Genomic DNA, 19,719 nt, shown 5'->3' with positions numbered 1-19,719 from the left:
GGACTGGACGGACGGGACCGGACCATCGCCACAGGGGCGGGGAGCGTGCCTGCATCCCCACCTCGCACCGGTCGACTGATCGGCACGACACCTATAGACCACTCGAAGGGGTGAATTCGACGTGAGCACGCCCTACCCGTTCACCGCCGTTGTCGGCCAGAACGACCTACGGCTCGCGCTGCTACTCAACGCCGTGTCGCCGCAGGTCGGTGGCGTACTGGTCCGCGGCGAAAAAGGAACCGCCAAGTCCACGGCCGTGCGCGCCCTTTCAGCACTGTTGCCGGCGGTGGACGTCGTCTCCGGGTGCCGTTTCTCCTGCGCCCCCGGCTCCCCCGACCCCGGGTGCCCGGACGGGCCGCACGAGCAGGGGGCGTTCGGGTCGAGGCCGGCGCGGATGGTCGAGCTGCCCGTCGGTGCCTCCGAGGACCGGCTGGTGGGGGCGCTCGACATCGAGCGGGCGCTCTCGGAGGGCGTGAAGGCCTTCGAGCCGGGTCTGCTCGCCGACGCGCACCGCGGGATCCTTTACGTCGACGAGGTCAATCTCCTGCATGACCACCTCGTGGACCTCCTGTTGGACGCCGCTGCCATGGGCGCCTCGTACGTCGAGCGCGAGGGGGTCTCCGTGCGGCACGCGGCCCGTTTCCTGCTCGTCGGGACCATGAACCCCGAGGAGGGCGAGCTGCGGCCCCAGTTGCTGGACCGTTTCGGGCTCACCGTGGAGGTCTCCGCCTCGCGCGAGCCCGACCAGCGGGTGGAGGTGGTCCGGCGGCGGCTCGCCCACGACGACGACCCGGCCGGCTTCGCCGCCCGCTGGGCCGACGAGGAGGCCGCCGTACGGGCCCGGATCGTGGCGGCGCGGGAACTGCTGCCGTCGGTGCGCCTCGGCGACGGGGCGCTGCGGCAGATCGCGGCGACCTGTGCGGCGTTCGAGGTCGACGGCATGCGGGCCGACATCGTGATGGCCCGGACCGCGACCGCGCTGGCGGCCTGGGCCGGGCGGACCGATGTGCTCGCCGAGGACGTGCGGCAGGCCGCACTGCTGGCCCTGCCGCACCGCAGGCGTCGTTCGCCCTTCGACGCGCCCGGCCTGGACGAGGACAAGCTCGACGAGACGCTGGAGGAGTTCGGCGGCCCTGGTGAGGGCGGGGACGAGGGCGGGGGCGACGACGATCCCGACCCGGGGCCCGACGGCGGCCCCGGCGGGCAGCCGGAGCCCGACGACGGCCCGCGGAGCGACGGTGACACCTCCGCGCGGCCCGAGGCCGGGGAGGACGGCGGGCCGCAGCCGGGTTCCGGTGGCGGGGCGGGCGAGCAGACCCCGGCGCGGGCCGCCGAGCCCTTCCGTACGAAGGTGCTGAGCGTGCCCGGGCTCGGTGAGGGTGCCGCCGGGCGGCGCTCGCGGGCGCGGGCCGAGCACGGGCGGACCATCGGGGCCCGGCGGCCCCGGGGCGCGCTGACCAGGTTGCACCTGGCGGCGACCGTGCAGGCGGCGGCGCCGCATCAGCGGGCGCGGGGGCGCGGCGGTCCGGGGCTGGTGGTCCGGAGGGACGATCTCAGGCAGGCGGTGCGTGAGGGGCGCGAGTCCAATCTCGTGCTGTTCGTCGTGGACGCCTCCGGTTCGATGGCGGCGCGGCAGCGGATGAGCGCCGTCAAGGGTGCCGTGCTGTCGCTGCTGCTCGATGCCTACCAGCGGCGGGACAAGGTGGGGCTGGTGACCTTCCGCGGGTCGGCGGCCGAGGTCGTGCTGCCGCCGACCTCCTCCGTGGACGCGGCGGCGGTGCGGCTGGAGTCGCTGCCGACCGGCGGGCGTACGCCGCTGGCGGCCGGGCTGCTCAAGGCGCACGACGTGCTGCGGGTGGAGCGGCTGCGCGACCCCGCGCGGCGGGCGCTGGTGGTCGTGGTGACGGACGGACGGGCCACCGGTGGCCCGGAGCCGGTCGCCCTCGCCGGGCGGGCGGCGCGGCTGCTCGCCGCCGAGGGGACGGCCTGCGTGGTCGTGGACTGCGAGTCGGGGCCGGTGCGGCTGGGACTCGCCGGGCAGCTCGCGGGTGAGCTGGGCGGCTCGGCGGTGACGCTGGACGAGCTGCGGGCGGACTCGATCGCCGGGCTGGTCAGGGACGTGCAGGGGGCCACCGGGGCGAGGAGGGCCGCGTAATGCCGAAGGGACAGCCGAGTGTCGTGCCGGACGACGGGCTGACGACCCGTCAGCGACGTAATCGTCCGCTGGTCGTCGTGCACACGGGCATCGGGAAGGGCAAGTCGACGGCCGCCTTCGGGCTGGCGCTGCGGGCCTGGAACCAGGGCTGGCCGATCGGGGTGTTCCAGTTCGTCAAGTCGGCGAAGTGGAAGGTCGGCGAGGAGAACGCGCTGCGGGTGCTCGGTGCCTCCGGCGAGGGTGGCAGCGTCAGCTGGCACAAGATGGGCGAGGGCTGGTCCTGGGTGCAGCGGGACGCCCAGATGGACAACGAGGAGAAGGCCCGGGAGGGCTGGGAGCAGGTCAAGCGGGACCTGGCCGCCGAGACGTACCGGCTGTACGTGCTCGACGAGTTCGCGTACCCGATGCACTGGGGGTGGATCGACACCGACGAGGTCGTCGAGGTGCTGCGCGGGCGGCCCGGGACCCAGCATGTCGTGATCACGGGGCGCAACGCGCCGGAGAAGCTGGTGGACCTCGCCGACCTGGTGACCGACATGTCCAAGGTCAAGCATCCGATGGACGCGGGACAGAAGGGGCAGAGGGGCATCGAGTGGTGAGGGCGTCGGTGCCCCGGCTGGTCGTCGCCGCGCCCTCCTCGGGCAGTGGCAAGACCACCGTTGCCACGGGGTTGATGGCCGCGCTCACCGCGCGGGGGCTCGCCGTGTCCCCGCACAAGGTCGGGCCGGACTACATCGACCCCGGGTATCACGCGCTCGCCACCGGGCGCGTGGGACGCAACCTGGACGCGTACCTGTGCGGGCCCGAGCTGATCGGGCCGTTGTTCCTGCACGGGGCGCGCGGGTGTGACATCGCGGTCGTCGAGGGCGTGATGGGGCTGTACGACGGGGCCGCGGGCGAAGGGGAGCTGGCGTCCACGGCCCAGGTGGCGAAGCTGCTGCGGGCGCCGGTGGTGCTGGTCGTGGACGCGTCGTCGCAGTCGCGGTCGGTGGCGGCGCTGGTGCACGGCTTCGTGTCCTGGGATCCGGAGGTGCGGATCGGGGGCGTGATCCTCAACAAGGTCGCCTCGGACCGGCACGAGGCGCTGCTGCGCGAGGCACTCGACTCCGTCGGCGTGCCCGTGCTGGGTGTTCTGCGGCGGGCCGCCCGGGTCGAGACACCGGCTCGGCATCTGGGGCTGGTGCCGGTGGCCGAGCGGCGGGCCGGGGCGGTCGACGCGGTCGGTGCGATGGCCGCGCAGGTGGCCGAGGGCTGTGACCTGGAGGCGTTGGTCTCCCTGGCCCGGGGGGCCGGGGCGTTGTCGTGTGCGGGGTGGGACGCGGGTGCGGCTCTGGTTTCCTCGTCCCCGCCGCCCTTCCCCTCCCCGGCCCCGGGGGCCGCGCCCCCGGACCCCCGCTTCCGGCCCGAACGGCCTCGTCCTCAAGCTCCTCCGAGCTCTTCGAGCAGGGAGGCGCCCCCGGGCGGGCTGCCCGTGGTCGCCGTGGCCGGCGGGGCCGCGTTCACCTTCTCCTATGCCGAGCAGGCCGAGCTGCTTGCCGCCGCCGGGGCCGACGTCGTCGTCTTCGATCCGTTGCGGGACGAGGAGCTGCCCGACGGGACCCGCGGGTTGGTGATCGGTGGCGGGTTTCCCGAGGTGTACGCCTCCGAGCTGTCCGCCAACGAACGGCTCAGGAAGGCCGTGGGCGCCCTCGCGGAGAGTGGTGCGCCGGTCGCCGCCGAGTGTGCGGGACTGCTGTACCTGTGCCGGGAGCTGGACGGGCTGCCCATGTGCGGGGTGCTGGACGCCTCCGCACGGATGACCGGGCGGCTCACCCTGGGCTACCGGGACGCCGTGGCGGTGTCCGACAGTGTGCTGGCCGGGGCCGGGGCGCGGATGCGGGGACACGAGTTCCACCGCACCGTCGTCGAACCCGGTGCGGGGGACGGTCCCGCGTGGGGCGTGCGGACACCGGCACCGCGCGTCGAAGGCTTCGTACAGCGCGGTGTGCACGCGAGCTATCTGCACACGCACTGGGCGTCCGAGCCCGGTGTGGCCCGTCGGTTCGTCGAGAGGTGCCGGACGTCATGAGCGGCAGGAACAGGCTGATCGGGGTCGGGGTCGGCCCCGGCGATCCGGAACTGGTGACCGTGAAGGGGGTGAACGCCCTGCGCGCGGCCGACGTCGTCGTCGTGCCCGTGATGGCGGCGCCCGACGGGAAGGACGGCGGGGAGCGGGGGCGGGCCGAGGCCACCGTGCTGCACTACGTGCCCCGGGAGAAGGTCGTCCGGGTGGTGTTCGCGCTGAACGAGCGCACCGACCGGGCGCGGCGCGAGGCCGCCTGGGACGCGGCCGGTGAGCGGGTGGCCGGACTGCTGCGGGAGAGCGGTCACGTCGCGTTCGCGACCATCGGCGATCCCAACGTGTACTCGACGTTCACGTATCTCGCCCAGACCGTCGCGGAGTCGGTGCCGGGGACGGTCGTCGAGACCGTGCCGGGGATCACCGCGATGCAGGACCTGGCGGCGCGTTCCGGTGCCGTGCTCACCGAGGGGACCGAGCCGCTCACGCTCGTGCCGGTGACCGCCGGGTCCGCCGTGCTCAAGGACGCGCTGGCCGGGCCCGGCACGGTCGTCGCCTACAAGTTCGGGCGGCGGGCGGGCGAGGTGGCCGAGGCGCTGCGGGAGAGCGGGCGGCTCGGGGACGCCGTGTGGGGGGCGGCGCTCGGGCTGCCGGAGGAGTTCGTCCGGCCGGCCGCCGAGCTGGACGGGGCGCCCCTGCCCTATCTGTCGACGCTCATCGCTCCGCCCCGGCGGGACGGCGGGCGGGGCGGCAAGTTGTGAGCGCGGTCCCAGGACCCGCAGGAACCGCAGGAACCTCAGGAGAGGATCGTTTCCCCATGGTCGACGCCCCCACCGGCAAGGTGACCTTCGTCGGTGCCGGCCCCGGTGCCGCCGATCTGCTGACGCTGCGCGCCGCGCGCGTGATCGCCGAGGCCGATGTCGTGGTCTGGGCCGCCAGCCTGGTCCAGGCGGAGGTCCTCGACCACGCACGGGAGGACGCCGAGATCCTGGACTCGGCGACGATGTCCCTGGAGGACGTCGTGGCCGTGTACGAGCGGGCCCTCTCCCAGGGGCTGAGGGTGGCCAGGATCCACTCCGGTGACCCCTCGCTCTGGGGCGGCACGCAGGAGCAGCTCGACCGGTGTGCCGAACTGGGCATCGCCACCGAGATCGTGCCCGGTGTGTCGTCCTTCTCGGCCGTCGCGGCGCTCGCGCAGCGGGAGCTGACCATTCCCGAGGTGGCGCAGTCCGTGGTGCTGACCCGGCTGGGCGGCGGCAAGACGCCGATGCCGCCCGGTGAGGAGGTCCGTGAGTTCGCGCGGCACGGCACCACCATGGCGGTCTTCCTGTCGGCGGCGCGCAGCGGTCAGCTGGTGCGGGAGCTGCTGGAGGGCGGCTACCCGACCGGTACGCCGGTCGTCGTCGCGTACCAGGCGACCTGGCCGGAGGAGCTGGTCGTGAAGTGCACGATCGGCACGCTGGAGGAGACGGTCAAGGAGCACAAGCTCTGGAAGCACACCCTGTTCCTCGTCGGCCCGGCGCTCGACGCGAGCGGCACGCGCTCGCACCTGTACCACCCCGGTCACTTCCACGGTTACCGCAAGGCCGACCCGCAGGCCCGCAGGGCGTTGCGCGGTAAGGGCGCGAGCACGTGATCACCGTCGTGGGCACCGGGACCGGGGCGCCGGTGGACGGGGCCGTCCTCGCCGGGGCGGACCTGGTCGTGGGCGGGCGGCGGCACCTGGACGCCGTGCGGCTGCCCGAGGGGGCCGAGCGGGTCGTCCTCGGGCCGTTGGCGCCGGCGCTGGAGACCGTGGAGAAGTACGTCGCCGAGGAGCGCCGGACCGTCGTGCTGGCGTCCGGGGACCCCGGGTTCCTGGGGATCGTGCGGGCGCTGGCCGAGCGGTTCGGGCCGGAGCTGCTGGACGTGCGGCCGGGTGTCTCCTCCGTGGCCGCCGCCTTCGCACGGGTCGGGCTGCCCTGGGACGACGCGGTCGTGGTCAGCGCGCACGGCAGGGACCCGCGTACGGCCGTGAACCTGTGCCGCGCGCATCCGAAGGTCGCCGTGCTGACCGGGCCGGGCGCCGGACCGGCGGAGCTGGGGGCCGCGCTGGCCCGGCACTGCCCGGACCGCGTTCTGGTCGTCGCCTCCTCGCTGGGCGATCCGGAGCGTGAGCGGATCGAGCGGGTCGCGCCCGCCCGGGCGGCGGCGCGGGACTGGGGGAACGCGGTGAGTGTCGTGCTGTGCCTGGACGAGCCGCGGGCCCTCGGCCCGGTGCGGACCGTCGCGGGCGGGGCCGCCGGCCGGTCGGGCGGCTGGGCGCTGGAGGAGACCGCGTTCGCCCACCGGGACTCGATGATCACCAAGTTCGAGGTGCGGGCGCTGGCGCTGGCGCGGCTCGGGCCGCGCCCCGGCGAGTCGGTGTGGGACGTCGGCGCGGGTTCGGGGTCCGTCGCCGTGGAGTGCGCCCGGCTGGGCGCCGCCGTCACCGCGGTGGAGAAGACCGCGGACGGGGTGGGGCGGATCCGCGCCAACGCCCTCGCGCACGGGGTGGACGTACGCGTGGTGCACGGGGCGGCGCCGACCGTGCTGTCCGATCTCGACGATCCCGACGCGGTGTTCGTCGGCGGGGGCGGGCGGGACCTGCCCGTCGTCGTCACCGCGTGCGCGCGGCGGGCACGGCGCACGGTCGTCGTCGCCCTGGCCGCGCTGGACCGGGTGCCGGCTGTGCGTGAGGCGCTGACCGGGGCCGGTTTCACCTGCGACGGGGTGCTGCTGCAGTCGTCGCGTCTCGCGCCGCTGCCCGGGGACGTGACCCGGCTGGCGGCGACCAACCCCGTCTTCCTGCTGTGGGGCGTACGGCCTCCGGCGGATACCGGCAACGGTTTCGACGGCATCGACAGAGAAGGAGTTGCCCAGTGATCGGCCTCATTTCCGCCACCGCGGCGGGAGCCGCCGCGCGGGACCGGCTGGCCGCCGCGTGGCCGGACCGTACCCGTGTGTACGAGGGTCCCGTCGGGGACGCCGTGCGGGCGGCGTTCGCGCAGTGCGAGCGGATCGTGTGCTTCCTGGCCACGGGCGCGGTGGTGCGGCTGGTGGCACCGCTGCTGGAGGACAAGGCGAGCGATCCGGGCGTGGTGTGCGTCGACGAGGCGGGCCGGTTCGCGGTGTCGCTGGTGGGCGGGCACGGCGGCGGGGCGAACGACCTCGCGCGCGAGGTCGGCGAGGTGCTGGGCGCCGAGCCGGTGGTGACCACGGCGACCGATGCCGTGGGGCTGGCCGGCCTGGACACCCTGGGTCTGCCGGTGGAGGGCGACGTGGCCGCCGTGTCGCGCGCGCTGCTGGACGGTGAGGCAGTGGCGCTGCGCGCCGACGTGACCTGGCCGCTGCCGCCGCTGCCGCTCGCCGGTGAGGGGGCGTACACGGTCCGGCTCACGGACCGTGTGGTCGGGCCTCGCGCAGGAGAGGTCGTCCTCCGGCCGCCGACCCTCGTCGTCGGGGTCGGCGCCTCCAGGGGCGCGCCGGCCGAGGAGGTGCTCGCGCTGGTCGAGGGCGCGCTGCGCGACGCCGGGTTGTCGGCCGCGTCGCTCGCCCGCCTGGCCACCGTGGACGCGAAGGCCGGGGAGCCCGGCATCGTGGAGGCGGCCCGGCGGCTCGCGGTGCCGCTGGTGACGTACGCCGCCGAGGAGTTGGCGTGCGTCGGCGTGCCGAACCCCTCCGACGCGCCGCTCGCCGCCGTCGGCACCCCGTCGGTGGCGGAGGCCGCCGCGCTGGCGGGCGGGGGCGAGCTCCTCGTGCCCAAGCGCAAGTCGGAACGCGGGGACGGGCGGCCCGCGATGGCGACCTGTGCCGTCGTGCGGCGGCCGGGGCGCGGGCGGCTCGCGGTGGTCGGGCTCGGGCCGGGCGCCCGGGACCTGCTCACCCCGCGTGCGAAGGCGGAGCTGCGGGGCGCGTCCGTACTGGTGGGTCTCGACCAGTACGTCGACCAGATCCGCGATCTGCTGCGGCCCGGCACCCTGGTCCTGGAGTCGGGGCTCGGTGCGGAGGAGGAGCGGGCGCGCACGGCCGTCGAACAGGCCCGCCGGGGGCGGGCGGTCGCGCTGATCGGCAGCGGGGACGCGGGCGTGTACGCCATGGCCTCCCCGGCGCTCGCCGAGGCGTCCGACGACATCGACGTGGTCGGCGTGCCCGGCGTGACGGCGGCGCTGGCGGCCGGGGCGGTCCTCGGCGCGCCGCTGGGCCACGACCATGTGTCGATCAGCCTGTCCGACCTGCACACGCCGTGGGAGGTCATCGAACGGCGGGTGCGGGCCTCGGCCGAGGCGGACCTCGTCGTGACGTTCTACAACCCGCGCAGCCGGGGCCGTGACTGGCAGCTGCCCAAGGCCCTCGCGATCCTCGCGGAGCACCGGCGACCGACCACACCGGTCGGTGTCGTGCGGAACGCCTCGCGGCCGGACGAGTCGAGCCGGCTGACGACGCTGGCCGCGCTGGACCCGGCGACCGTCGACATGATGACGGTGGTGACCGTGGGCAACACGGCGACCCGCGAGGTCGCGGGCCGGATGGTCACCCCGCGCGGCTACCGCTGGCAGGCGGCATCGACGAGCGGCTCCGCCGCGGACCGGGAGGAGTCCCGGTGAACCGTGTCGTCCACCCCATCGAGCAGGAGTCCTTCCGGCGGCTGCGGTCCCGTCTGGACACCTCGCACTTCCCGCCGCTGACCCGGGCGGTCGTCGAGCGGGTCGTCCACTCGGCGGCCGACCTGGACTACGCGTCCGACCTCGTCCTGGACGAGGCGGAGCTGGCGGCGGCCCATGCCGCGCTGCACGCCGGGGCGCCGGTCGTCGCGGACGTGGAGATGGTCGCGGCGGGGATCACCCGCCGCGAGACCGTGTGCCGGCTCAAGGACGCCCGGTCCGGGCCCGGTCTGACGCGTTCCGCGCACGCGGTGCGGCTGGCGTACGACGAGGTGGGGCCCGGTGCCCTGTGGGTGATCGGCTGTGCGCCGACCGCCCTCGAGGAGCTGCTGACCCTGGATACCTCGCCCGCGCTCGTCATCGGGCTGCCCGTCGGTTTCGTCGGAGCGGCCGAGTCCAAGGCCGCGTTGCGCGGGAGCGGACTGCCCGCCGTGAGCAACGTGTCCGAGAAGGGCGGTTCGGCGGTCGCCGCAGCCGCGCTCAACGCCCTTCTGTACCACCCCACTTCGTCTGAGGAGAACGACCTGTGACCACCCAGCCCGCGCTGCTCATCGCCGGCCACGGCACCCGGGACGACGCCGGAGCACAGGCGTTCCGGGACTTCGTACGGGAGCTGGGGCGCCAGAACCCCGAACTGCCCGTCGCCGGCGGCTTCATCGAGCTGTCCCCGCCGCCGCTGGGCGAGGCCGTCGCCGAGCTGGTGGAGCGGGGCGTACGACGGTTCGCGGCGGTCCCGCTGATGCTGGTGTCCGCCGGACACGCCAAGGGCGACATCCCGGCGGCGCTGGCCCGCGAGAAGGAACGCCACCCCGGCCTCTCCTACACGTACGGCCGTCCGCTGGGCCCGCACCCCGCCCTGCTGAGCGTGCTGGAGCGGCGGCTGGCTCAGGCGGTGGATCCCTCCTGGGACCCCGCCGAGGTGACCGTGCTGCTGGTGGGGCGCGGGTCGACGGACCCGGACGCCAACGCCGAGGTGTTCAAGGCGGCGCGGCTGCTGTGGGAGGGGCGCGGGTACGGGGCCGTGGAGACGGCGTTCGTGTCGCTGGCCGCGCCGGACGTGCCGGGCGGGCTGGACCGGTGCGTGCGGCTCGGCGCCCGGCGGATCGTGGTCCTGCCGTACTTCCTGTTCACCGGCATCCTGCCGGACCGGGTACGGCGGCAGACGGAGGAGTGGGCGGCGGCGCACCCGGAGACACAGGTGCGGTCGGCGGACGTCATCGGTCCCGAGCCGGAGCTGCTGGACCTGGTGATGGAGCGGTACGCGGAGGCGGTGAAGGGCGACCTGCGGATGAACTGCGACAGCTGTGTGTACCGGATCGCGCTGCCGGGCTTCGAGGACAAGGTGGGGATGGCGCAGCAGCCCCACTTCCACCCGGACGACGACGGCCACCACCATCACGGCCATGACCACGGTCACACGCACTCCCATGCGCACTGACTCCGCCGCCCCCAGGGCAGTCGGGCACGACCTGCGGCACCACGGGGACGCCGAGGTCCGCGACGACGGTGCCGCGCTGGTCGACCTGGCCGTGAACGTCCGCCAGGGCACTCCCCCGGCGTGGCTGCGCGAGCGCATCGCCGGATCGCTGGCCGGCCTCGCCGCCTACCCGGACGGGCGGGCGGCGCGGGCCGCGGTGGCGGCCCGGCACGGGCTGCCGGTGGAGCGGGTGCTGCTGACCGCGGGGGCGGCGGAGGCGTTCGTGCTGCTGGCGCGGGCGCTGAGGGTGCGCCGGCCGGTGGTGGTGCATCCGCAGTTCACGGAGCCGGAGGCGGCACTGCGGGAGGCCGGGCACACGGTCGGCCGGGTGCTGCTGCGGGAGGAGGACGGTTTCCGGCTGGACCCCGACGCGGTTCCCGGGGCCGCGGACCTGGTGGTGATCGGCAACCCGACGAATCCGACGTCCGTCCTGCATCCGGCCGCCGCCGTCGCCCGGCTCGCCCGGCCCGGGCGGACCCTGGTCGTGGACGAGGCGTTCCTGGACGCGGTGCCCGGTGAGCGGGAGACGCTGGCCGGCCGGACGGACGTGCCGGGGCTGGTGGTGCTGCGCAGCCTCACCAAGACGTGGGGCCTGGCGGGGCTGCGCATCGGGTACGTGCTGGCCGGGCCGGAGACGGTCGAGCGGCTGGCGCGGGCGCAGCCCCTGTGGCCGGTGTCCACGCCCGCGCTGGCCGCGGCGCAGGCGTGCGTCGGGCCCGGGGCCCTGGCGGAGGCGGCCGAGGCGGCCCGCCGCGTCGCCGCGGACCGCTCCCGTCTCCTCACCGGGCTCGGAGAGTTCGCCGACCGCGGGGTGCGGGTCGTGGAAGGCGCCGAGGGCCCCTTCGTCCTCCTGCGGCTCCCGCGCGCGGCGGCGGTACGGGAGCGCCTGCGCGCCCTGGGCTTCGCGGTACGGCGCGGGGACACCTTCCCGGGCCTCGACGAACGCTGGCTGCGCGTCGCGGTACGCGACCGCGCGACGACGGACGCGTTCCTGAAGGCCCTGGGCCGGGCCCTGGACACGATCTGACCCGAGCCGGGCCGCGTACCGGCGGAGACCTGGCCCCGCGCCCGTTCCGGGCACCGCCGGACGGCGACACCACGCACCGCCGGCCCCGTGCCGACGACCGAGACCCCGGTGCCGGGGGGACCAGACCCCGGGGACGTGGCGGCGGGGATTTCTCCCACACGCGGCGCCCCCGCGGGACGGCAGGCGGCCCGTCGTCCCCGTCGTTCCCGCCGTCCGGGCCGCACAGGGAGGGCGGGCAGCCGCCCGTACGGGCCGGACCCCGCCGGTGGAAACACCGGGCCCACCACACCGGCACCGCCCTGCCGTGCCCCCCGCCGGCTCCGGCGCCCCCCGCGGGACGGCAGGACCGCCGCGCCGCCCGCCGCGAGGAGGGCGGGGGCGCCGCCCGCGACGCAGGGAGTCGTCGAGTCGCCGCCCGTGTGTCACACGGTGGGCGGGTGCCGGCCGCCCACCGTGACCTGCGGGCCGCGTCCGCCGAGCTGCGGCCTGCGGGCCGCGCCGTCCTACGCGACCACGCGCCCGTTCAGCACCACCCGGCGCGGGTCCGCCAGCACCCGTACGTCCGCGCGCGGGTCGAAGGCATAGACGACGAGGTCGGCCGGGGCCCCCTCATCCAGTGCGGGGCGTCCGAGCCAGGCGCGGGCCGCCCAGGTGCCGGCCGCGAGGGCGTCGACGGGCGGGATGCCGGCAGCGACGAGTTCGGCGACCTCGGCCGCCGCGAGGCCGTGCGGGAGGGTGCCGCCCGCGTCCGTACCGACGAAGACGGGAAGGCCGGCGTCGTAGGCGGAGCGCACGGTGTCGTAGCGGCGCTCGTGGAGCCGGCGCATATGGGCCGACCAGCGCGGGAACCGGGACTCGCCGCCGTCGGCGAGGGCCGGGAAGGTGGCGATGTTGACGAGGGTCGGGACGATCGCCACACCCCGTTCGGCGAACAGCGGGATGGTCTCGTCGGTCAGGCCCGTCGCGTGCTCGACGCAGTCGATGCCGGCCTCGACCAGGTCCCGCAGGGAGTCCTCGGCGAAGCAGTGCGCGGTGACCCGGGCGCCCAGCCGGTGCGCCTCGGCGATCGCCGCCTCGACGGCGCCGCGCGGCCAGCAGGCCGACAGGTCGCCGAGGTCGCGGTCGATCCAGTCGCCGACGAGCTTCACCCAGCCGTCGCCGCGCCGGGCCTCCCGGGCGACGTACGCGACGAGGTCCTCGGGTTCGACCTCCCAGGCGTAGCCCCGGATGTAGCGGCGGGTGCGGGCGATGTGCCGGCCGGCCCGGACGATCTTCGGGAGGTCGTCGCGGTCGTCGGTCCAGCGGGTGTCGGAAGGTGATCCCGCGTCCCGCAGCAGCAGGGCCCCGGCGTCCCGGTCGGTGAGCGCCTGCTTCTCGGCGACCTCCTGGGGCACCGCACCGTGCCGGTCGAGGCCCACATGGCAGTGGGCGTCGACCAGTCCGGGCAGCACCCAGCCCTCGACGGCCGTCACGTCGCGGGCGCCGGCGGGACGGTCGTAGGAGATCCGGCCGTCGACCACCCACAGCTCGTCGCGGACCTGGTCCTCGTCCGGTCCGACGAGGACCCGCCCCTTCACGTGCAGCACCGCGCGTTCGCTCATGCGCAGCACTGTAGTGAGCCGCTACGGGGAGGTGCCGGTCCGGTCGGAGGTCTCCTCCTCCACGTCCGCCATGGCGGGGTCGAGGAGCCGGGAGAGGAAGTGGCGGGTGCGTTCGTGCCGCGGGGCGCCGATGACCTGCTCGGGGGTGCCGTCCTCGACGATCACCCCGCCGTCCATGAAGACGACCCGGTCGGCGACCTCGCGGGCGAAGGTCATCTCGTGGGTGACGACCATCATCGTCATGCCCTCGTCGGCGAGCATCCGCATCACCGCGAGGACGTCGCCGACCAGCTCGGGGTCGAGCGCCGAGGTCGGCTCGTCGAACAGCATCACCTCGGGCCCCATCGCCAGCGCGCGGGCGATGGCGACGCGCTGCTGCTGGCCGCCGGAGAGGGAGGACGGGTAGGCGTCCGCCTTCTCCGCGAGGCCGACCCGCTCCAGGTTCGCGGCGGCGGTCCGGGCGGCCTGTGCCTTGCCCCGCCTCAGTACCCGGCGCTGCGGCAGGGTGAGGTTCTCGGTGACGGTGAGGTGCGGGAAGAGGTTGAACTGCTGGAAGACCATGCCGATCCGGCGGCGGGCGGCGTCGATGTCGACGTCCGGGTCGGTGAGTTCCGTACCGCCGACGTACACCTGGCCCTCGGTGGGCTCCTCGAGCAGGTTCACGCACCGGAGCAGGGTCGACTTGCCCGAGCCGGACGGCCCGATCACGCAGACGACCTCGCCCCGGCGGATCTCCAGGTCGATGCCGCGCAGCACCTCGTTGCTGCCGAACGACTTGTGCAGCCCGCTGACCAGGATCTCCGGATTACCGGGCCGGCCCTTCGGCTGCTCGCCGGGCTGCTTGTCCGGCTGCTTGTCCGGTCGGCTCATTTGACGGCCTCCTGGGCCTTGGCCTCCATACGGCGTACGACGAAGCCGAGCGGGATGGTGATCAGCAGGTAGCACAGGCCGGCGACCAGGATCGGGGTGGAGTTGGCGGTCTGGCTGGCCAGGTCGCGGCCGTACTTGGACAGTTCGCGCTCCTCCAGCGTGACACCGAGGAACAGCACCAGCGAGGAGTCCTTGAAGAGCAGGACGAGTTCGTTGGTGAGCGGCGGCAGGATGATCCGGAACGCCTGCGGGATGATGATCGAGACCATGGCCCGCGCGGGCGAGAAGCCCAGTGAACGGGCCGCCTCCATCTGCCCCTTGGGCACCGCCTGGATGCCCGCGCGGATCGTCTCGGCCATGTAGGCGGCGGCCACCAGGCCGAGCGCGAGGGCGACCTTGCCGTAGGTGCCGCCGATGATCTCGGTGCCGGGGAAGGCGAGCGGCACGGCCACGCCGATGAAGATGAAGATCAGCAGGGCGGGCAGGCCGCGGAAGATCTCGATGTAGATGCCCGCCAGCCAGCGGTACGGGCCGACCGACGACAGCCGCATCAGCGCGACGACCATGCCGAGGGCCAGCCCGACGGCGAAGCCGGTCACCGTGTAGAGCACCGTGTTCTTCAGCGCCAGGGTGATGATCTCCGGGAACATCCGCTCGGCGATGTCGGCCTGCGCGAACTGGTTCTGCAGCCTGCCCCAGTCCGCCGAGACCGCGAAGGCGATCACGGCGGCGACGAAGACGACGTACTGGGCGCCGCGCGACAGCCGGCGCTTCTGGCTCCGGGTGAGCCCCTTCTTCCTCAGCTCCGGGGGCACCTTCGTGTCGGCCATCGGATCAGGATGCGGCCGGCGAGGCGGCGGACTCGTCGTACGGGCCGATCCACTGCTCGTACAGCTTCTTGTACGTGCCGTCCTCCTTGGCGTCCGAGAGCGCCTTGTTGATGGCCTTCTGCAGCGCGGTGTTGCCCTTCTTCACCGTGAAGCCGTACTGCTCGCCGGTGTCGAGGTTGTCGACGACCTCGTAGGCGTCGGCGGTGGCCTTGTCCTTGAGCCAGCCCTGGACCACCGGGAAGTCGATGACGACGGCCTTCACCTGGCCGGTGCGCAGGCCGTTGAGGACGGCGTCGGAGGACTCGAAGGAGACCGGGTCGAAGCCCTCCCCCTTGACGTAGTCCTCGCCGGTGGTCTGCGCCTGGGCGCCGAGCTTGACGTTCTTCGACTTCACGTCGGCGAGCGAGGTGACGCCGGCCGACTTGTCGACGAGGACGGCCTGGGTGGCGTTGAAGTACGGGTCCGAGAAGTCGACGTTCTTCTTGCGCTCGTCGGTGATGGTCATACCGGCCGCGGCCAGGTCGCACTCACCGGAGTTGAGGAAGGCGCCGGTCTTGAAGTTCTCGAACGGCGTGTCGAGGATCTCCTGCTCCACTTCCAGGTCCTCGGCGACGAGGTCGACCAGGGCCACGTCGAAGCCCTGCACCTTGCCGTCGATCTCCGACTGGAAGGGCGGGTACGGGAGGTGGGTGCAGGTGGTGAGCTGCCCCGCCCTGGCGAGTTCGACGCCGCCGGCTGCGGTCTTGGAGGCGCTGCCGTCCCCGTCGTCGGTGGAGGTGCAGGCGGTCAGGAGCACCAGCCCGGCCGTCGCGGTGGTGGCGGCCAGGACGCGGGTCCTGCGGCCGAGGAGCGTCTTCACTGAGGCCTCCTGGTAGGGAACGAATGAGGTTCCGATTATAAGGAGAAGTTTGGGTTCCCCAAACCAAACCGATGGCTACGGCATCGCCCGACCTGAGAACCGGGCGTCGGGCCGGGCCCTCGGGCGCCGGACCGGGCTGCCCTCCGGGGGGCCGGATACGCTCGAGCCCGTCGGAACCCGTAGAGCCGCGATCTGGAGAGCACCGCCGTGAGCACCCACCCCTTCCTCGGTCTGGCCCCGCTGAGCGCCGCGCACTTCGCCTCGATCGAGGACGGCGTGGCCCGGCTGCTGAACACCACACAGGACGTCGTGATCATGCAGGGCGAGGCGCTGCTGCCGCTGGAGGGCGCGATCCGCGCGGCCGCCGGACCCGGCACGACCGCGCTGAACGTCGTCACGGGCCCGTACGGGCAGACCTTCGGCGACTGGCTGCGGGACTGCGGCGCCACGGTGATCGATCTGACGGTGCCGTTCCACACGGCGGTGACGGCCGGGCGGATCCGCGAGGCCTTCGCCGCGCACCCGGAGATCGACTTCGTCTCCCTGGTGCACGCGGAGGCGGCCACCGGCAACACCAACCCGGTCGCGGAGATCGGCGAGGCGGTGCGGGCGCACGGGGCGCTGTTCTACCTGGACGCGGTGGCGTCGATCGGGGCGGAGCCGGTGCTCCCGGACGCGTGGGGTGTGGATCTGTGCGTGATCGGGGCCCAGAAGGCGATGGGCGGCCCGGCCGGCGTGTCGGCGGTGTCGGTGAGCGGGCGGGCATGGGCCCGGATGGCGGCGAACCCGCGGGCGCCGCGCCACTCGTACCTGTCCCTGCTGGACTGGAAGCAGCGCTGGATCGACGGGGGCCGCACGGCGTTGCCGCACGCGCCGGCGCAACTGGAGATGCTGGCTCTGGAGGCGTGCGTGGAGCGCATCGAGGCCGTGGGCCTGGATGCGGTGACGGCACGGCACGCGGCGGCCGCGGCGGCGACCCGGGCGGGTGCACTCGCGCTGGGCGGCGGCCTGGAGCCGTACGTCCACGACGCGGCCCAGGCGGCCCCGGTCGCCACGACCCTGCGGGTTCCGTCGGGCTCGGTGGCCGCCGAGCTGGTGGCGCGCGCCCTGGCCGTGGACCCTGCGCTGCCCCTGGCCGCGGGGGGCGGGGCACTGGCCGGCGAGATGATCCGCGTCAACCACTACGGTCCCGACGCGACCCGGGGCGCGGTCCGGGCGAGCCTGACGGCCCTGGGCACGGCGCTGGCGGATCAGGGCCTGACGGTGGACGTGCCCGGGGCCCTGCGGGCCGCCGACCGCGGCTGGCGCCGAACGGAGTCCGGGCAGCCGGCGCGCGAGTAACCGGAGCGTGAATTCCATGGGATTACCAGAAGCCCTCGAGGGGTATTCTCCTCCCTCTACTCCCGCTTATTTCAATAATACTTTCCAGAGCAGCTTCCCATCTTCTTCTGCCCGCTTTTTTGAAGTGTAAACACATCGATTCAGGCGGGCGGGAGCGGCGCACCCGGGCCGCCCTCACGGGAGTTACACACTTGTGACCGGTTCCACAAAGTGTCCGTTTCGCGGCTTAAATACCACCCAAAAAGGGGCATTGCGTCAGGCTTCCGCTTGCGGCCTCACGCCCGCGCGATAACATAGACGAGTCGCTCAGGTAACCCCGGCAGCCGATGCAATTTCGAATTTACCTGGGTAAGTTCAATTCACATGACTGCCGCACAAGCAGACCCGCAAATCGACCGCCCCGCCCTGGCGGACGGAGCCGCGCTGTGGCGGATAGCAAGGGACTCGAAAACCCTCGACCTGAACTCGTCGTACAGCTATCTCCTGTGGTGCCGGGACTTCGCCGCCACATCCGCCGTCGCGCGTGACGCCGGCGGGGAGCCGATCGGCTTCGTCACCGGCTACGTACGGCCGGACAGCCCGCACACCCTGCTCGTCTGGCAGGTCGCGGTGGACGAGACGCACCGCGGCCGTGGCCTGGCCGCCGCTCTGCTCGACGGTCTGGTCGCACGGACCATCGCGGAACACGGAGTGACCACCGTGGAGACCACCATCACACCGGGGAACACCGCGTCCGAGCGCCTGTTCACCGCGTTCGCCGAGCGCCACGGGGCCCGGCTGGAGCGCGAGGTGCTGTTCGAGGCGGAGCAGTTCCCCGACGGGCCGCACGACCCCGAGGTCCTGTACCGCATCGGCCCCCTCTCCCCCTGACCGCCGGCCCCGCACGCAGGGGCCCGTGTGTCACTCCGCTTCCCCCTGACTCCCTTTGACCTCCCACGCCACCGAGGAGCGATTCGTCGTGACCATCACCCAGCCCGATCTGAGCGTCTTCGAGACCCTCGAGTCCGAGGTACGCAGCTACTGCCGCGGCTGGCCCACCGTGTTCGACCGCGCGCACGGCAGCCGCATGTACGACGAGGACGGCCACGAGTACCTCGACTTCTTCGCCGGAGCCGGATCACTCAACTACGGCCACAACAACCCCGTACTGAAACGAGCCCTGATCGACTACCTGGAGCGGGACGGCGTCACGCACGGGCTCGACATGTCGACCACCGCCAAACGCGCGTTCCTGGAGTCCTTCCAGAACTGGATCCTGCGTCCGCGCGACCTGCCGTACAAGGTCATGTTCCCGGGCCCGACCGGCACCAACGCCGTGGAATCGGCGCTGAAGCTGGCCCGGAAGGTGAAGGGCCGCGAGGCGATCGTCTCGTTCACCAACGCCTTCCACGGCATGTCGCTGGGCTCGCTCGCCGTCACCGGCAACGCCTTCAAGCGCGCCGGTGCGGGCATTCCGCTGGTGCACGGCACACCGATGCCGTTCGACAACTACTTCGACGGCCAGGTCCCCGACTTCCTGTGGTTCGAGCGGCTGCTGGAGGACCAGGGCTCCGGCCTCAACAAGCCCGCCGCGGTGATCGTCGAGACCGTGCAGGGCGAGGGCGGCATCAACGTCGCCCGGACCGAGTGGCTGCGGGCCCTGGCCGAGCTGTGCGAACGCCAGGACATGCTGCTGATCGTCGACGACATCCAGATGGGCTGCGGCCGCACCGGCGCCTTCTTCTCCTTCGAGGAGGCCGGCATCACGCCCGACATCGTCACGGTGTCCAAGTCGATCAGCGGCTACGGACTGCCGATGTCGCTGTGCCTGTTCAAGCCCGAGCTGGACGTCTGGGAGCCGGGCGAGCACAACGGCACCTTCCGCGGCAACAACCCCGCCTTCGTCACGGCGACCGCCGCCCTGGAGGCGTACTGGGCCGACGGGTCGGCGATGGAGAAGCAGACCCGTGCCCGCGGCGAGCAGGTCGACCAGGCGATGGCCGCCATCGCCGAGGAGAACCCCGCCGACGTGAAGGAGTACCGCGGTCGCGGGCTCGTGTGGGGCATGGAGTTCCACGACAAGGCGCGGGCCGGGCGCATCGCCGCGCGCGCCTTCGAGCTCGGGCTGCTGATCGAGACGTCCGGCCCCGAGAGCGAGGTCGTCAAGCTGCTCCCGGCCCTGACCATCACCCCGGAAGAGCTGGACGAGGGACTGACCACGCTGGCCCGCGCCGTCCGCGAGACCGCCTGACCGCCCCGACCGACCGCCCCGACCGCCCGGAGGACCGCCGGAATGATCCGGCCGATCCGGGCCACCCGGACCAGGGTGACCACCTGAATCGTCTGTTGAACCGTCCGGGTCCCGGGCCTCGGCCCGGGACCCGGACGGCCCGCAGGCAGTACCAGCACCACCACCGAGGAGGCATCTCAGCACCGTGATTGTCCGTTCCTTCAAGGAGATCGAGGGTACCGACCGGCACGTGAAGTCCGCGTCCGGTACCTGGGAGAGCAAGCGCATCGTCCTCGCCAAGGAGAACGTGGGCTTCTCCCTGCACGAGACCATCCTGTACGCCGGTACGGAGACATCGATGTGGTACGCGAACCACGTCGAGGCCGTCGTCTGTGTGGAAGGCGAGGCAGAACTCACCGACCACGAATCCGGGCTGACGCACACGATCACGCCCGGAACGATGTACCTCCTCGACGGGCACGAGAAGCACACGCTGCGGGTCAAGAAGGACTTCCGCTGCCTCTGCGTCTTCAACCCGCCCGTCACCGGACGGGAGGACCACGACGAGAACGGCGTATACCCGCTGCTCACCGAGGAGGTGTGAGATTT

Annotated in this window: 18 protein-coding genes and 1 pseudogene; 14 read left to right on the top strand and 5 right to left on the bottom strand. The window is 73.4% G+C overall.

Going from position 1 to position 19,719, the window contains the following annotated elements:
• Window positions 1–121: 121 nt before the first annotated feature.
• The 10 genes from ORI94_RS03940 to cobC are packed head-to-tail and all read left to right on the top strand — an operon-like array spanning window position 122 to window position 11,400.
• Window positions 122–2,155, top strand: coding sequence for a putative cobaltochelatase (locus tag ORI94_RS03940; protein WP_266072401.1), 2,034 nt, complete (start codon window positions 122–124; stop codon window positions 2,153–2,155).
• The gene (gene cobO / locus ORI94_RS03935; protein ID WP_266072399.1) at window positions 2,155–2,754 is read left to right on the top strand and encodes a cob(I)yrinic acid a,c-diamide adenosyltransferase; all 600 of its coding nucleotides are present in this window, start codon (window positions 2,155–2,157) and stop codon (window positions 2,752–2,754) included. Before ORI94_RS03940 ends, cobO begins: the two co-directional genes overlap by 1 nt.
• A complete protein-coding gene (locus ORI94_RS03930; RefSeq protein WP_266072562.1) occupies window positions 2,751–4,223 on the top strand; it encodes a cobyrinate a,c-diamide synthase in 1,473 nt (490 codons plus the stop codon). Before cobO ends, ORI94_RS03930 begins: the two co-directional genes overlap by 4 nt.
• Window positions 4,208–4,975, top strand: coding sequence for a precorrin-2 C(20)-methyltransferase (gene cobI, locus ORI94_RS03925; protein WP_383815147.1), 768 nt, complete (start codon window positions 4,208–4,210; stop codon window positions 4,973–4,975). The genes ORI94_RS03930 and cobI overlap by 16 nt, the downstream gene beginning before the upstream one ends.
• A gap of 56 nt (window positions 4,976–5,031) precedes the next feature.
• Window positions 5,032–5,850, top strand: a complete 819-nt coding sequence (cobM, locus tag ORI94_RS03920) for a precorrin-4 C(11)-methyltransferase (RefSeq protein WP_266072395.1) — start codon at window positions 5,032–5,034, stop codon at window positions 5,848–5,850.
• Window positions 5,847–7,118 carry a precorrin-6y C5,15-methyltransferase (decarboxylating) subunit CbiE gene (gene cbiE / locus ORI94_RS03915; protein WP_266072393.1) on the top strand — a complete coding sequence of 424 codons (1,272 nt, stop codon included), beginning with the start codon at window positions 5,847–5,849 and terminating at the stop codon, window positions 7,116–7,118. Before cobM ends, cbiE begins: the two co-directional genes overlap by 4 nt.
• Window positions 7,115–8,839, top strand: coding sequence for a precorrin-3B C(17)-methyltransferase (cobJ, locus tag ORI94_RS03910; RefSeq protein ID WP_266072391.1), 1,725 nt, complete (start codon window positions 7,115–7,117; stop codon window positions 8,837–8,839). Before cbiE ends, cobJ begins: the two co-directional genes overlap by 4 nt.
• Entirely contained in the window at window positions 8,836–9,426 is a 591-nt protein-coding gene (locus tag ORI94_RS03905) for a precorrin-8X methylmutase (RefSeq protein ID WP_266072389.1), read from the top strand. The genes cobJ and ORI94_RS03905 overlap by 4 nt, the downstream gene beginning before the upstream one ends.
• A complete protein-coding gene (locus ORI94_RS03900) occupies window positions 9,423–10,334 on the top strand; it encodes a sirohydrochlorin chelatase (RefSeq protein ID WP_266072387.1) in 912 nt (303 codons plus the stop codon). Before ORI94_RS03905 ends, ORI94_RS03900 begins: the two co-directional genes overlap by 4 nt.
• Window positions 10,324–11,400: an Rv2231c family pyridoxal phosphate-dependent protein CobC gene (cobC, locus tag ORI94_RS03895; protein WP_266072385.1), complete on the top strand. Its 1,077-nt coding sequence runs from the start codon at window positions 10,324–10,326 to the stop codon at window positions 11,398–11,400. Before ORI94_RS03900 ends, cobC begins: the two co-directional genes overlap by 11 nt.
• Before the next feature lie 344 nt (window positions 11,401–11,744).
• On the opposite strand, the pseudogene ORI94_RS35465 reads toward cobC, so the two are convergent.
• The 5 genes and pseudogenes from ORI94_RS35465 to ORI94_RS03875 form a co-directional block, all read right to left on the bottom strand.
• Window positions 11,745–11,807 (bottom strand): annotated as a pseudogene (locus ORI94_RS35465) (hypothetical protein); the annotation flags it as partial.
• A gap of 96 nt (window positions 11,808–11,903) precedes the next feature.
• The gene (locus ORI94_RS03890) at window positions 11,904–13,001 is read right to left on the bottom strand and encodes an amidohydrolase family protein (protein ID WP_266072383.1); all 1,098 of its coding nucleotides are present in this window, start codon (window positions 12,999–13,001) and stop codon (window positions 11,904–11,906) included.
• A gap of 21 nt (window positions 13,002–13,022) precedes the next feature.
• Window positions 13,023–13,871, bottom strand: a complete 849-nt coding sequence (locus ORI94_RS03885) for an amino acid ABC transporter ATP-binding protein (protein ID WP_266072382.1) — start codon at window positions 13,869–13,871, stop codon at window positions 13,023–13,025.
• Window positions 13,868–14,701 carry an amino acid ABC transporter permease gene (locus tag ORI94_RS03880; protein ID WP_266072381.1) on the bottom strand — a complete coding sequence of 278 codons (834 nt, stop codon included), beginning with the start codon at window positions 14,699–14,701 and terminating at the stop codon, window positions 13,868–13,870. Before ORI94_RS03880 ends, ORI94_RS03885 begins: the two co-directional genes overlap by 4 nt.
• Before the next feature lie 4 nt (window positions 14,702–14,705).
• Window positions 14,706–15,560: a transporter substrate-binding domain-containing protein gene (locus ORI94_RS03875; RefSeq protein WP_266072380.1), complete on the bottom strand. Its 855-nt coding sequence runs from the start codon at window positions 15,558–15,560 to the stop codon at window positions 14,706–14,708.
• Between the two features lie 207 nt (window positions 15,561–15,767).
• On the opposite strand from ORI94_RS03875, the gene ORI94_RS03870 reads away from it, so the two are divergent.
• The 4 genes from ORI94_RS03870 (at window position 15,768) to ORI94_RS03855 (ending at window position 19,714) form a co-directional block, all read left to right on the top strand.
• Entirely contained in the window at window positions 15,768–16,901 is a 1,134-nt protein-coding gene (locus ORI94_RS03870; protein WP_266072379.1) for a pyridoxal-phosphate-dependent aminotransferase family protein, read from the top strand.
• Between the two features lie 363 nt (window positions 16,902–17,264).
• Window positions 17,265–17,771, top strand: coding sequence for a diaminobutyrate acetyltransferase (gene ectA, locus ORI94_RS03865; protein WP_042166373.1), 507 nt, complete (start codon window positions 17,265–17,267; stop codon window positions 17,769–17,771).
• 88 nt (window positions 17,772–17,859) lie between these two features.
• Window positions 17,860–19,131, top strand: coding sequence for a diaminobutyrate--2-oxoglutarate transaminase (gene ectB / locus ORI94_RS03860; RefSeq protein WP_266072377.1), 1,272 nt, complete (start codon window positions 17,860–17,862; stop codon window positions 19,129–19,131).
• A gap of 184 nt (window positions 19,132–19,315) precedes the next feature.
• Window positions 19,316–19,714 carry an ectoine synthase gene (locus ORI94_RS03855; protein WP_266072375.1) on the top strand — a complete coding sequence of 133 codons (399 nt, stop codon included), beginning with the start codon at window positions 19,316–19,318 and terminating at the stop codon, window positions 19,712–19,714.
• The last annotated feature ends 5 nt before the right edge of the window (window positions 19,715–19,719 follow it).

It is taken from the genome of Streptomyces sp. NEAU-W12 (assembly GCF_026242095.1).
Classification (GTDB): domain Bacteria; phylum Actinomycetota; class Actinomycetes; order Streptomycetales; family Streptomycetaceae; genus Streptomyces.
The sequence above is the reverse complement of the archived record's forward strand: the minus strand, read 5'-3'. Positions and strand labels throughout refer to the sequence as shown.

What these genes read in the sequence shown, in the direction of transcription:
- cobO (WP_266072399.1), top strand. Translation starts at nt 2,155, where the DNA reads ATGCCGAAGGGACAGCCGAGTGTCGTGCCGGACGACGGGCTGACGACC.
- cobM (WP_266072395.1), top strand. Translation starts at nt 5,032, where the DNA reads ATGGTCGACGCCCCCACCGGCAAGGTGACCTTCGTCGGTGCCGGCCCC.
- cobC (WP_266072385.1), top strand. Translation starts at nt 10,324, where the DNA reads ATGCGCACTGACTCCGCCGCCCCCAGGGCAGTCGGGCACGACCTGCGG.
- ORI94_RS03890 (WP_266072383.1), bottom strand. Translation starts at nt 13,001, where the DNA reads ATGAGCGAACGCGCGGTGCTGCACGTGAAGGGGCGGGTCCTCGTCGGA.
- ORI94_RS03885 (WP_266072382.1), bottom strand. Translation starts at nt 13,871, where the DNA reads ATGAGCCGACCGGACAAGCAGCCGGACAAGCAGCCCGGCGAGCAGCCG.
- ORI94_RS03880 (WP_266072381.1), bottom strand. Translation starts at nt 14,701, where the DNA reads ATGGCCGACACGAAGGTGCCCCCGGAGCTGAGGAAGAAGGGGCTCACC.
- ectA (WP_042166373.1), top strand. Translation starts at nt 17,265, where the DNA reads ATGACTGCCGCACAAGCAGACCCGCAAATCGACCGCCCCGCCCTGGCG.